We start from the raw sequence: 12191 nt of genomic DNA on the forward strand, positions 1-12191 counted from the left end.
TCCCGCTTCACCGAGATCAGCCAGGTTTCGGCCGCCACGGCGCGCATGAGGACCAGCCTTGCCTCGTTCAAGAAGTACATCCCGACCGATCTCGTACGAACGCTCTTTGCGCAGGGGATCGAGGCCGAGCTTGGCGGCGAGCGGCGGGAGTTGACGATATTGTTCATGGACCTCGCCAATTTCACTCACATCTCCGAAATGCTCGGCGAACAGCTGATTGAATTCCTGGGCCGCTATCTGAGCGAAATGTCCGATGAAATCCAGGCCGGCCGAGGCACGATCGACAAATATATCGGCGATGCAATCATGGCGTTCTGGGGTGCGCCGACCCCGAGCAAGCACCACGCCCTCGAGGGATGCCGGGCGGCCCTCGCCTGTCAGGCGCGCGTGCGTCGCTTGCGCATGGCGAACCGCGAGCGCCATGTGCCCGAAGTTCGTGTGCGCATCGGCGTCAACACCGGGACGGTCCTGGTCGGCAATGTCGGCAGCAATGACCGCCTGAACTATACGGCGATAGGCGATCCGGTCAACGTCGCAAGCCGCCTTGAATCCCTGAACAAGATCTACGGGACCGAGATCATCATCGGAGAGCATACCTACGAAGCAGCCCGCGAGCTTATCGTGGCGCGCCCGCTCGACCGGGTCGCGGTCTATGGCAAGGAATTGGGTCTCGAAATGTACGAGCTGCTCGCCCTGAGCGATGACGCGGAAGCCAATACCATGATGGCGTGGATTGCCGTCTACGAAGAAGCCCGTGCCGCATTGAGAAGGCGAGCGTGGAATGACGCCATTCGACTCTTTGAGCGCGTCATCGCGCTTCGCGGCGGCCACGATGGTGTGTCGACTGTGCAAATTGCGCGCGCGCGCGCCTATATGGCATCGCCGCCGCCCGAGGATTGGGATGGGCTCGTGATCATGGAGACAAAATAACCGGGGTGTGCCGGCGGGCCGATGGCTCGGTCACGCGGCGCCGAGGCCGCCGGCCGTCGCGACGAAATCGGCGATCTCCGGCACACCGGTACCCGCTTTCAGATTCGAGAAGATGAGCGGCCGCCGGCCGCGCATCTTGCGCGCGTCGCGATCCATCACTTCGAGGCTGGCGCCCACGAGCGGGGCCAGATCGATCTTATTGATGACGAGCAGGTCCGACCGTGTGATCCCGGGCCCGCCCTTGCGCGGGATCTTGTCACCGGCGGCCACGTCGATGACATAAATCGTAATATCAGCCAGCTCCGGGCTGAACGTCGCCGCAAGATTGTCCCCACCCGACTCGATGAAGACGAGGTCGAGATCGGGAAACCGCGCCCACATCTCATTGACCGCCGCGAGGTTGATCGATGCGTCCTCCCGGATTGCCGTGTGCGGACAGCCCCCCGTCTCGACGCCAACGATCCGCTCGGGCGCCAAGGCGCCCGAGCGCGTGAGGAATTGCGCGTCCTCTTTCGTGTAGATGTCATTGGTGACGACGGCGAGGCGATAGGTGTCGCGCATATGCTTGCAAAGCCGATCGACGAGAGCGGTCTTGCCGGAGCCGACGGGTCCGCCGACGCCAACCCGCAAGGGTCCATGAAGCGATCGGGTCATGATCTGAAAAGCCTCGTGTACTGGGTTTCGTGACGCATCGACGTCCAGTCGACCATGGGCGCGGCCGAACCGATCTCCTCGAAGCGGCTCGAAAGCGCATCGGTCGTTGCACGATCGACGATGTCTTCGAGTGCCGCGAGGACCGATTGGCCATCGCTCTGGCCCAGTGGAATGAGGCGTACCCCGGCCGAAACCAGGTTGGCCGCCATCGCGTGCAAATATGCCGAAAGTGCGATGTCGAGTTCGACGGTTCCAACACAGACAATCGCCACGGCGACCGGTAGCGCCACGCCCCTGCCCCGATGCCGCGCATGGACGGCATCGAGACGCTTGTTCGGCCAGGCATGGCGCGTTACGGCGAGGAACGACGCCCCTTGCTGAGCGCTTTCGAGTGCGGTTTCCGAAGTCGCGCGGAGCGCCGCCGCAAGCTCCGCGATTTCGTCGAGCCGCGCGCTATCGTCCGCCGCGAGGTAGGCTGCGCGAAAAAGCATGGCGTCAACGCGCCCGGTACCTTCCTCGATGATATGCGCGATCCACGCCGCGAGCGACGCGCGATCGGCGACCAGCCCGGCTTCGACGGCGTATTCGATGCCGTGGCTGTAACTGAAGGCTCCCGTCGGATAGGCCGGAGACAGCCATGTCATGAGCCGATAGAGGCCCGCCCGGTCCATCATTTCCCCCTGCCCTCACCATGGGTGCCGCCATTTTCATGGCGATGATCGTGCGCATGGCCGTGGCGGTGATCGTCGACGCTGTAGGCGCCCGTCACGGGATTGAAGGGTGCTGCGATCTCTTGCACTTGGGCGCCGAGGCCGATGAGCATGTCGGCGATGACCCGGTCGCGTTGGATGAGGATACGATCCTGCCCGATTTCGGCTGGAATATGTCGGTTGCCGAGATGCCAGGCAAGCCGGGCCAAATCCTCTGCCGGGTACGCGGTCACCTCGAAAAGCGCCTCGATTTCGGCGATGATGCGGATGAACCCCCCGCCCGAAAGTCGCGCACCGTCGCCGTCGCGCAAGAGGGTCGCTTGAGACAGATCGAGGAGAAACCTGGTGCCGCCCTCCGCCGTCAACGCCACGCGCCGGCGATAGCGGTCCTGATAGGCGAGCGTGATGCTGTCGCGCTCGTCCTTTGTCGGCCACGCTCCCGCACGCAGGATTTCCGCCACCGTCTCCATCAGAAAAGAAAATATCTTTGCGCCATGGGCAGCACCTTCGCCGGTTCGCAGGTGAGCAATTCGCCGTCTGCGCGCACCTCGTAGGTTTCGGGATCGACTTCCATCTTCGGAGTTTTGCCGTTATGCACCATGTCGGACTTTGAAATTCGCTGCCGCGTGTTCTCGACAGGCAACGACGGACGCGAGATGCCGAGCTTCGCGCCAAGATCGTTCGAATGCGCGGAAATCGACATGAACAGCACCGAACTTTCCACGAGATTGCGCCCGAAGCCCGCGAACATGGGCCGGTAATGCACCGGCTGCGGTGTGGGGATCGACGCATTCGGATCGCCCATGGGTGCGGCCGCGATCGAGCCGCATTTCAGGACGAGACTTGGCTTAACGCCGAAAAAAGCCGGCGACCATAGTACGAGGTCCGCAAGTTTTCCCGCCTCGACCGAGCCGACATGAGCCGAGATGCCCTGGGCGATCGCGGGGTTGATCGTGTATTTCGCAATGTAGCGCTTGACTCGGAAATTGTCGTTGTCGCTCGTCTCCTCCGGCAGCCGTCCGCGCTGGCGCTTCATCTTGTCGGCGGTTTGCCACGTGCGGATGATCACCTCGCCCACGCGTCCCATCGCTTGGCTGTCCGAGGCGATCATGGAAAAAGCGCCGAGGTCGTGAAGAATGTCTTCCGCCGCAATCGTCTCCCGGCGAATGCGGCTCTCGGCGAATGCGACATCCTCGGCGATCGTCGGGTCGAGATGGTGACAGACCATGAGCATGTCGAGATGCTCGTCGAGCGTATTGACCGTGTAGGGCCGCGTAGGGTTGGTCGAGGACGGCAGCACGTTCGCCTCCCCGCACAGGCGGATGATGTCGGGCGCGTGGCCCCCGCCGGCACCCTCGGTGTGAAGCGCGTGAATCGTCCGACCTTTGAACGCGGCGATGGTGTCTTCGACGAAGCCCGACTCGTTCAAGGTATCGGTGTGAATCAGGACCTGCACATCCATTGCGTCGGCCACGGCCAGGCAGTTGTCGATCGCCGCCGGCGTGGTGCCCCAGTCCTCATGCAGCTTCAGCCCACACGCCCCACCCTCGACCTGTTCCACAAGCCCGTGGGGCAGACTGGCATTGCCCTTGCCCCAAAAGCCGAGATTCATCGGAAAACCTTCGGCTGCCTGCAGCATTCGCCCGAGATGCCAGGGACCGGGCGTGCAGGTCGTGGCGGTGGTCCCCGCTGCCGGCCCCGTACCGCCGCCAAGCATCGTGGTGATGCCGCTATAGAGTGCTTCCTCGATCTGTTGCGGGCAGATGAAGTGGATGTGGATATCGATGCCGCCCGCGGTGACAATCTTGCCTTCGCCCGCGATCGCTTCGGTGCCGGGCCCGATGACGATGTCGACGCCGGGCTGCACATCTGGATTGCCGGCTTTGCCGATGGCGGCAATCCGCCCGTCTTTGATACCGATGTCGGCTTTCACGATGCCCCAATGATCGACGATCAGCGCATTGGTTATGACGGTGTCGACTGCACCGTCCTCGCGGCTCGCCTGGCTTTGGCCCATGCCGTCGCGGATCACCTTGCCGCCGCCGAATTTGACTTCCTCGCCGTAAACGGTTCTGTCCTCCTCGACTTCGACGAATAGTTCGGTATCGGCGAGCCGCACCCGGTCGCCGACCGTCGGGCCGAACATGCCGGCATACACGCCGCGCGGAATTTTATACGCCATGTCGACCCCTTAGAGCTTGCCGTTGATTTTTGCGTTGAAGCCGTAGACCGTGCGAGCGCCGCCATAAGGCACGAGCGTTACCATCCTCGTCTGGCCGGGCTCGAAGCGCACCGCCGTACCCGCGGGAATATCGAGCCGCATCCCGCGTGACTTCTCCCGCTCGAATTTCAAGCCTTCGTTCGTCTCGTAAAAATGATAATGGCTGCCCACTTGAATAGGTCGGTCGCCCGCGTTCGCAACCTCGATCGTGACCGTGTCACGTCCTTCGTTGAGCGTGAGGTCGCCGGCCCTCGGGATGACTTCTCCGGGAATCATGAAAGCCTCCGTCAGCGGATGGGCGCGTGGACGGTCACAAGTTTTGTGCCGTCGGGAAATGTCGCCTCGACCTGAACCTCCTCGATCATTTCGGCGACTCCGTCCATGACCTGGCTGCGCTTAACGACACCCGCACCGTCGCGCATCAATTGAGCGACCGACTTGCCGTCTCGGGCACCTTCGACGACGAAGTCGGTGATGAGGGCGACCGCCTCGGGGAAGTTGAGCTTGACGCCGCGCTCGAGGCGTCTCGCCGCTACGATCGCCGCCATCGCGACGAGGAGTTTGTCTTTCTCTCGCGGGGTCAGATTCACCTTGGCCTCCTTCTCATCCGTCCTTCACGTCGTCTTTTTTCGCACGGCCTCGTTCGCCCAGGCCATCAGGTTTGCCATACACGCGGCAATCGTGACGGCAACCCCGCCGCAAGCGCACGGAACCGGGCGCAAAATCGCACCACATCGCGGCGAAGGTGCCGCGCATCCGGGCCAAACATGCGCAAGATCAAGATGCCGTTCACGACTGTGGCGCCAGCTCGACTTACGGCCCCTTCGAGGAGTGCTCGTGCCGTCTCCAGTAACGTTGCCGCTCCCTCGGCCACATAGAGCATCGTGACGCAAGCGACGGCGCCATCGAAGCCCGCCTTGCATTGAAACACGCGGCCGACATCGCCCTCGAGGTGAAGCCCATCGGCCCAGACGAGCTTCGAGTCGTATCGCACCCGCCAAGCGTCATGGAGCTTGCCGCTCGTAAACCGCTCGCCGCGGGCGGTGCGGCCAAACACGACGATCTCAACGCCCAAGAACCGGCCCCCCGCAGCCACATCCACATTGTTTCGGCGCACAAGGTGCGCGCGATCGAAAAGAATGGTCTCCTGCGGCAGCCACTCCAGCCAAGCCCCCTCCCCGACCTTGAGCGTCACGTCGATCTCTGCGGCGGATCCGAGCGAGCGGTAGATTTTTTCAGCCGCCTGCGTCGTCACCGTTGCAGCAGCCCCCTCGCGTACATCGACCGCGACCCGGACGCTGTCGCCGCCGGTCAGGCCTCCCGACGTGGTGAGAAGCACCGCCGTGACGGGATCGCCGGTCTCCTGGCGTGGAAAGAGGACCCGGCACGGCGTCTTTTGGTAAAGATGCGCCAGACGTGACGCTCCCCGCAAACGATCCGCCGCGAAGGCAATTTCCGCGACACCGTGTGCCCGCTCGAACTGTGTATCGAGGGCTGCCGCCGTCCGCGCCAGGAAGACTTCGTCTCTCACCTTGATTTCCAGGGTAACGCCGAAGACTGGATTCGACCATATGTTCGGCGTCAGTCGCCGAGCCCGAGGCCCTTGACTTCGCCGCGGAGTTCGCAGTCGATCAAGTAATGCTGAGGTTTGAGCCGGGGTCTATGCCGCCTTCCCACGTGCTCGTGCCTTCGGCAAATCGATGGGCAACTCGGCCTTCATCTTGGCCAACGCCGCGTCGATGATCCACATATGCGAGCTGTGACGCAGGTCGAGCAACCGGCGCACCGAGTTTTCGGGCATACCAAGTTGCTTTGCGAGCTTAAGCTTCGACCAGCCCCGCCTGCGCATTGTCTCGTAAACGGCTAGCTTGGCCGTTACGAGCGACGGAAGCACCGCGCGGTCGCGCCCCGTATCACCCTTTGGCAGTGGTCTGCCGGCCTTCATGTATCCTTCGAGTGCGGCGATCACACAATCGACGGCGCTGGTCCGCGCCTCCTCTTCCGTTTCGCCCTCGGTGAGCGCTTCTGGGATTCTAGGGAAGCGGACGAGCCACCAATGGTTTGCCTGCCTCTCCAGCGTGTACCGATAACCGAAAGCCATTCTCACTTCTCCAGATCCGCCTTGGTCAGGCCAAGCTGAGCGAGCATTGCGACGAGCAAGCCAGGGCCGATTTCCTTCTTTCGGTCTTTGAGTGTCGTAAATCGATTGCCATAATAGAGCCGCCCGTGGCTGCCCTTGCCGTGACCGCTGTCGAACACAACGATAATCCCGTTCTTTCGACCGATTTTCTTGATTTTTCGCTCGAATTCGTTGCCGGTCACGGTCCTATATCGCACATATCTGTGCGAATTTCAATCGCTGGGCCGGAGGCGCTTAAATCCCTTGGGGGGCGGTCGATCAAGTCGCGCGCGCAATCATTCCTTGCGGAATGTCACCACGAGCACATCCCGGCAAGCCGGTACTGCGGGATCGATCGCCTCGACCGGGGTGACGCCGTGAAAGCAGCGCGCGTCGTCCACCAAGGCCGCATCGAGCGGATTGCGTAGCGTGAAGCTTCCAAGGGCACGGTGGTCGAGCCCGTGAATCCTGGTTGTGCCGCTCGCGATATTGTGCCGCGCGATCAAAAGCACAAGTACGAAATCGACACCGTCGCGATGCATGCCTTCGGGCGTCGGCCGTCCCTCCTGGCCACGCCGCGCCTCGATGCGGAACTGGTGCGCTTCCACATGCCAGGCCAGGGTTCGCGGCGCCAACGCGCCGAAAAGGTGGTGGCAGAAGCGAAGGATCGTCCGCATGGTCGGCCCGTCGCCGATCTCGGGGACGATCGGTTCGAACCACCGCGCGATACCGCCATTGAGCGGATTGTAGTCACGGCTTTGGTAATGGGGCTGATGGGGTTTGCGCCGGATCGTCCCCGACTCCTCAACCGCGTAGGCGGCGTGGCGCCGGCGGCGGTAAAGTCCGCCGTCCGCCATGTAGGTGTCGAGGCGCAGATCGTCCCAACTTTTGGCGAAGGCGTCCCAGTCGGAAAGTGTCCCCGACCGCGCCAAAACCCGCTGCGTTTCTTCCGAATGGACGAAGATAAAGCCATCGCGGCCGATCGCATCGCGAAGTCCGCTCTCGTCCGCAACAATCGTCTCGTTCATCCGACCACTCGCCCGGCTGCCGCAAGGACCCATTGCAGATCTGCACCCTATTAGGATGGGGTCGAAAGCGGTTGCGTGAAAGAGCCACTTTTGGAAGATCGCCCATGCCACTTTGGCTGGGTAGAACGATCGGAACTGGATATTGTGCGGCCAATCAGACCTCGACCGCCAATCCGTCATAGGCAGGCTCGACCCCCGGCGGACAGCAGACCGAGACGCTGTCGTAATCCATGGCGTGATTCATGTGCGTGAGTATTGCCCGCTCAGGCTTCACCCGCGCGATCCAGCCGAGCGTCTTGTCGAAGTGCGAGTGCGTTTCGTGGGGTGCGAAGCGCAAACAATCGACCACCCAGGCCTTCACGCCCGCCAAGGCCTTGAACGCCGCCTCCCCGAGGCTGACCACATCCGTCGAATAGGCGATGGGGCCGAAGCGAAGCCCAAGCGTCTTCGAATAGCCGTGGTCCTGCTCGAACGGAACGACATCGATCGTGCCGACCCGGAACGGGCCGACAATCTCGTGGGGCACGAGGCAGGGTTTGTAGAAATAGCCTTGGCTGTTGGCGCTCAGCGGCGTGAGCGCGTAACCGAAGCGCGTTCGGATCTGGGCCAAGGTAGGCGCCTCGCCATAAATATCCAATGCTGCATTCCGCAGCACGTTGACCATCCGAAGATCGTCGATGCCATGCAGATGATCGGCGTGGGGATGGGTGTAGATCACGGCGTCGATTTGGCCGGTACCCGCCGCCAGAAGCTGTTGGCGCAGGTCCGGTGAGCTGTCGACGAGAAGACGTGTGGCTCCATCCTCGACGAGGACGGAGGCTCGCAGCCGCCGATTGCGCGGGTTGTTCGGATTGCAGTTGCCCCAAATCCCGCCGACGAGCGGCACCCCATTCGAGCCGCCGCAGCCGAGGATCGTGAGCTTCATTCGTCGCCGACGCCGAGGGCCTCGGCTGCCGGGGCGGTGGCTTTACGGAACAGGCGGAAAAAATTCGCAGTTGTGACCCGCGCGAGTTCGTCCGCCGAAACCCCTTTCAGCCCGGCGAGGGCGGCCGCCGTGTACGCCACGAAGGCTGGCTCGTTCCGCTTGCCCCGCTTGGGCATCGGGGCCAGATAAGGTGCGTCCGTCTCGACCAGAAGTCGTTCGAGCGGCACGCGTTTGACGGTTTGCCTCAGCGCATCCGCGGCCTTGAAGGTGACGATTCCCGAGATCGAAATGTAAAAGCCGATATTGACCGCGAAATCAGCCAGTTCTGGCCCCGCCGTGAAGCAATGGATGAGCCCGGTAAGGGCGCCTCGCCGGCTTTCCTCGCGCAGGATTTGGATCGTGTCGTTGTCCGCGTCCCGCGTATGGACGATAAGCGGCAGGCGGGCCTCCCGTGCCGCTGCGCAGTGGGCGCGAAAGGCTCGTTTTTGCGCGTCCCGAGGGCTGTGCTCGTAATAGTAATCGAGCCCCGTTTCGCCGATGCCGATCGCGCGGGGATGCCGGGCGAATGTCGCGAGCCTCGCCGCATCGTCCGCCCCCGCCTCCACTGCGGCCTCATGGGGATGAACCCCGACCGAGCACCAGACATCGGGATGGGCGTCCGCGATCGCCGAAACGCGCCCGAACTCACTGAGCTTGGTCGAAATCGTCACCAGCGTTCCCACGCCCGCCGAATGCGCACGCGAAAGGACTCCATCGAGGTCGGCCGATAGCTCGGGGAAGTCGAGATGACAGTGGCTGTCGACGAGCATCGATCGAGCCGGCGTCAACTCGCCGCCTCCCCGTCAGCTTCGAGATAACGCGGGAAAATGCCCTCGGGTTTCGGCAATTTCGTGCCGGGAACGAGTCGTCCCTTCTCACCCAACAGGTCGAAGCGGCGCGCATCCTTCGGCACGGCGAGCTGGTCCAAAAGCTTGTCCATCGAGTCCGGCATGAAAGGATGGATGAGCAACGCGAGGCAGCGCAGCGTCTCTGCTAAAACATAGAGGACCGTGTTCATCCGCGCCGGGTCTTCCTTGCGCAACTTCCAGGGCGCCTGCGCGTCGACATAGAGGTTGGCTTCGCCCACCGTAGCCCAGATCGCTTCCAGCGCCCGATGAAACGCCGGGTATCCGACATCGAGGTGCTGTGCTTGCTTGTCGTCGCGCGTGAGGTTTATGAGATCGCGTTTGATGGATTGGTAAAGATAGGGTCCGGCGCCAACGAGCAAATCGCTGTCTATCTTTATAAATTTGCCGTGCAGCGGCACAACGCCGCCGGCGTTCTTCGCGATGAAGCTGAGCACGCGTTGTGCGAGGTTGCCGAGATCGTTGGCGAGATCGCTGTTGAGCCGGCGGACCAGGGCACGGTGCGAAAAGTCACCGTCCTGGCCGAAGGGCACTTCCCGCAAAAGAAAATAGCGCACGGGATCGAGACCGTATTTGACCGCGAGCGCATGGGGATCGATGACGTTGCCGAGCGATTTCGACATTTTCTGGCCCTCGACCGTCCACCAGCCATGGGCGAAGACGCGCTTTGGCGGCGCCAGATCCGCGGCTTTCAGGAAGGCCGGCCAGTAGACCGCATGAAAGCGCAGGATGTCTTTGCCCACCATGTGAAGATCGGCAGGCCAAAAGGTTGTGAATTCGTCGCTTTTCGTGTCGGGGTAGCCGACCGCCGTGACGTAGTTCGTGAGCGCGTCGAGCCACACATACATGATATGTGCGGAGTCGCCTGGCACGGGTATCCCCCACATGAACGTGGTGCGCGAGATCGAGAGATCCTCGAGCCCCTGCTCGACGAAACTGATGACTTCGTTGCGCCGGCTCGCAGGTCCAATGAAGGACGGGTTAGCGCTCTTGTAGTAGTCGAGCAACCATTCCTGCCAGTCCGACAGTCGGAAGAAATAGCTCGGCTCCTCGACCCACTCCACTTCGGCACCCGAGGGTGCCCGCTTTTTTCCGTCAGCGCCGGTCGTAAGCTCGTTCTCGCCATAAAACGCTTCGTCTCGCACGGCATACCAGCCAGCATATTTGCCGAGATAGATGTTCTCGCGGCCTTTCGGTGATTTCCGTGCGGCGATTGCCTGCCAGATCGCCTGGCTCGCGATGACGTGACGCTCTTCCGTCGTGCGGATGAAGTCGTCATTGGAAATGTTCAGGGCCTTCGCGAGGTCGCGAAAATTTTGCGATACCTTGTCGGTGAACGCCTGAGGCGCTATTCCCGCCGCCGCCGCCGCCTTCTCGACCTTTTGCCCGTGCTCGTCGGTACCCGTGAGGAACTTTACCCGGTAGCCGTCGAGGCGCATGAACCGCGCCAGCACATCGCAGGCCAAAGTCGTATAGGCATGGCCTACATGCGGCGCATCGTTAACGTAGTAGATCGGCGTCGTTATGTAGAACGACCGCTCAGCGGTCATCGAAACCTCCGAGGTCGAGGGGTGCGGCTCGATCAAACGCTGGCCGGCGCTTCGAGGGCGAGGAAAGCGTTGAGCAAGACCTGCTTGCGCTCCAGGTTAGCTGCGGCGGCGCGGGCGACGAGAGCGCGCGTCTTTTCCCATACCTCCAGCCAACGATCAAGGCCGCCGCGGGCCGCGAGACGCCGGTAAAGCTCACTTTCACCGGTCACCACCTGAAGGGGCGCCTCCTCGCCTGCACCGACACGGATCAAGCGCACTAGCCACCAAAGCAACAGGTCGGTAACGGTCCGGAATGCGGCCTCGCCTTCCGTTCCGCCCATGCGGTTGGCGAGCTTGTAGAGCGCATCGACATCGAGCCGAGGTAGAGTCTCGAGAAGCCCGACCATATGACGGAGCAAGGCCAGCCCGCCTTGGTCGGCGAGATCGATGGCGCGGCCGGCACTCCCTTCGGCAAGGCGCGCCAACGCGGCGGCGTCAGCGGGGTTCACTTCGGGCCGTTGCTCGAGGAGGATGCGCGCGGTCGTCGCCTCGTCGAGCGAATTCAATGCAAGACGCCGGCAGCGGGAGCGGATCGTGGGCAGCAGGCGTCCGGGCGCGTGACTCACGAGGAGGATGAGGGCTTGCGACGGCGGCTCCTCGACAATCTTGAGGACGGCGTTGGCGGCATTGCGATTCATTTCCTCGGCACAGTCGATGACGACCACGCGCCAACCGCCCTCGGCGGGCGTGAGGTGGAGGAAGCCGCCGATCCGCCGCGTATCCTCAATCACGATCTCGTCGCGCAGCTTGCCTCGCTCATTCTCGGTCCGCTCGACGGTCAAGAGGTCGGCGTGGCCGCCGGATGCGACTCGGCGGAAGACGGGATCGTCGGGTGCTATCGCGAGACTCTCCTTTGGCGGCGGCGCTCTAAAAAGATCGCCGTCAGCGCTTTTTATTTGCGCGAGTACGAAGCGCGCGAAGCGATAGGCAAGTGTTGCCTTGCCGATACCCCTCGGGCCGCAAAGGAGCCAAGCATGCGCCATCTTTCCCGATTTGTAGGCATCGAGCAGGGTTTTCTCCGCGCTTTCATGACCGTAAAGCGCGGGATTGGCGCGGGGCGCCAAGTCGGGTTCCGTTTCCTCGTCGCTCATCGGTCGATTATATCGTGGC

The 12191-nt window shown here is 62.5% G+C and carries 15 protein-coding genes; 1 reads left to right on the forward strand and 14 read right to left on the reverse strand.

The window, feature by feature from the left end:
• The coding region (locus VEJ16_15550; GenBank protein ID HYB11077.1) for an adenylate/guanylate cyclase domain-containing protein at positions 1-930 on the forward strand (930 nt) is incomplete at its 5' end.
• A 30-nt stretch (positions 931-960) separates the two neighbouring features.
• Here the strand turns inward: VEJ16_15550 and ureG are convergent.
• From ureG to VEJ16_15620, 14 genes are all read right to left on the reverse strand, one after another.
• Positions 961-1584 (reverse strand): urease accessory protein UreG, encoded by a 624-nt coding sequence (gene ureG, locus VEJ16_15555; protein ID HYB11078.1) that lies wholly within the window; start codon positions 1582-1584, stop codon positions 961-963.
• Positions 1581-2258, reverse strand: coding sequence for an urease accessory protein UreF (locus VEJ16_15560; protein HYB11079.1), 678 nt, complete (start codon positions 2256-2258; stop codon positions 1581-1583). Before VEJ16_15560 ends, ureG begins: the two co-directional genes overlap by 4 nt.
• Positions 2255-2764, reverse strand: a complete 510-nt coding sequence (locus tag VEJ16_15565; protein ID HYB11080.1) for an urease accessory protein UreE — start codon at positions 2762-2764, stop codon at positions 2255-2257. Before VEJ16_15565 ends, VEJ16_15560 begins: the two co-directional genes overlap by 4 nt.
• Positions 2764-4476, reverse strand: a complete 1713-nt coding sequence (gene ureC, locus VEJ16_15570; protein ID HYB11081.1) for an urease subunit alpha — start codon at positions 4474-4476, stop codon at positions 2764-2766. Before ureC ends, VEJ16_15565 begins: the two co-directional genes overlap by 1 nt.
• A 9-nt stretch (positions 4477-4485) precedes the next feature.
• Entirely contained in the window at positions 4486-4791 is a 306-nt protein-coding gene (locus VEJ16_15575) for an urease subunit beta (GenBank protein ID HYB11082.1), read from the reverse strand.
• 11 nt (positions 4792-4802) lie between these two features.
• Positions 4803-5105: an urease subunit gamma gene (locus VEJ16_15580; GenBank protein HYB11083.1), complete on the reverse strand. Its 303-nt coding sequence runs from the start codon at positions 5103-5105 to the stop codon at positions 4803-4805.
• Between the two features lie 65 nt (positions 5106-5170).
• Positions 5171-6046: an urease accessory protein UreD gene (locus VEJ16_15585; GenBank protein HYB11084.1), complete on the reverse strand. Its 876-nt coding sequence runs from the start codon at positions 6044-6046 to the stop codon at positions 5171-5173.
• 129 nt (positions 6047-6175) lie between these two features.
• Entirely contained in the window at positions 6176-6616 is a 441-nt protein-coding gene (locus tag VEJ16_15590) for a type II toxin-antitoxin system HicB family antitoxin (GenBank protein ID HYB11085.1), read from the reverse strand.
• 2 nt (positions 6617-6618) lie between these two features.
• Positions 6619-6837 (reverse strand): hypothetical protein, encoded by a 219-nt coding sequence (locus tag VEJ16_15595; protein HYB11086.1) that lies wholly within the window; start codon positions 6835-6837, stop codon positions 6619-6621.
• A gap of 93 nt (positions 6838-6930) precedes the next feature.
• Entirely contained in the window at positions 6931-7662 is a 732-nt protein-coding gene (locus VEJ16_15600) for a 2OG-Fe dioxygenase family protein (GenBank protein ID HYB11087.1), read from the reverse strand.
• 154 nt (positions 7663-7816) lie between these two features.
• Positions 7817-8587 (reverse strand): MBL fold metallo-hydrolase, encoded by a 771-nt coding sequence (locus VEJ16_15605; GenBank protein ID HYB11088.1) that lies wholly within the window; start codon positions 8585-8587, stop codon positions 7817-7819.
• Positions 8584-9396 carry a TatD family hydrolase gene (locus tag VEJ16_15610; GenBank protein HYB11089.1) on the reverse strand — a complete coding sequence of 271 codons (813 nt, stop codon included), beginning with the start codon at positions 9394-9396 and terminating at the stop codon, positions 8584-8586. The genes VEJ16_15605 and VEJ16_15610 overlap by 4 nt, the downstream gene beginning before the upstream one ends.
• 14 nt (positions 9397-9410) lie before the next feature.
• On the reverse strand, positions 9411-11042 hold the full coding sequence (metG, locus tag VEJ16_15615; GenBank protein ID HYB11090.1) for a methionine--tRNA ligase: 1632 nt from the start codon (positions 11040-11042) through the stop codon (positions 9411-9413).
• 32 nt (positions 11043-11074) lie between these two features.
• Positions 11075-12172 carry a DNA polymerase III subunit delta' gene (locus tag VEJ16_15620; protein HYB11091.1) on the reverse strand — a complete coding sequence of 366 codons (1098 nt, stop codon included), beginning with the start codon at positions 12170-12172 and terminating at the stop codon, positions 11075-11077.
• Between the last annotated feature and the right edge of the window lie 19 nt (positions 12173-12191).

The organism is Alphaproteobacteria bacterium (assembly GCA_035625915.1).
Classification (GTDB): domain Bacteria; phylum Pseudomonadota; class Alphaproteobacteria; order JACZXZ01; family JACZXZ01; genus DATDHA01.

Bases quoted from the DNA above. Each gene is read 5' to 3' on its own strand.
- ureG (HYB11078.1), bottom strand. From the start codon at position 1,584: ATGACCCGATCGCTTCATGGACCCTTGCGGGTTGGCGTCGGCGGACCC.
- VEJ16_15560 (HYB11079.1), bottom strand. From the start codon at position 2,258: ATGATGGACCGGGCGGGCCTCTATCGGCTCATGACATGGCTGTCTCCG.
- VEJ16_15565 (HYB11080.1), bottom strand. From the start codon at position 2,764: ATGGAGACGGTGGCGGAAATCCTGCGTGCGGGAGCGTGGCCGACAAAG.
- ureC (HYB11081.1), bottom strand. From the start codon at position 4,476: ATGGCGTATAAAATTCCGCGCGGCGTGTATGCCGGCATGTTCGGCCCG.
- VEJ16_15575 (HYB11082.1), bottom strand. From the start codon at position 4,791: ATGATTCCCGGAGAAGTCATCCCGAGGGCCGGCGACCTCACGCTCAAC.
- VEJ16_15590 (HYB11085.1), bottom strand. From the start codon at position 6,616: ATGGCTTTCGGTTATCGGTACACGCTGGAGAGGCAGGCAAACCATTGG.
- VEJ16_15600 (HYB11087.1), bottom strand. From the start codon at position 7,662: ATGAACGAGACGATTGTTGCGGACGAGAGCGGACTTCGCGATGCGATC.
- VEJ16_15605 (HYB11088.1), bottom strand. From the start codon at position 8,587: ATGAAGCTCACGATCCTCGGCTGCGGCGGCTCGAATGGGGTGCCGCTC.
- VEJ16_15610 (HYB11089.1), bottom strand. From the start codon at position 9,396: ATGCTCGTCGACAGCCACTGTCATCTCGACTTCCCCGAGCTATCGGCC.
- metG (HYB11090.1), bottom strand. From the start codon at position 11,042: ATGACCGCTGAGCGGTCGTTCTACATAACGACGCCGATCTACTACGTT.
- VEJ16_15620 (HYB11091.1), bottom strand. From the start codon at position 12,172: ATGAGCGACGAGGAAACGGAACCCGACTTGGCGCCCCGCGCCAATCCC.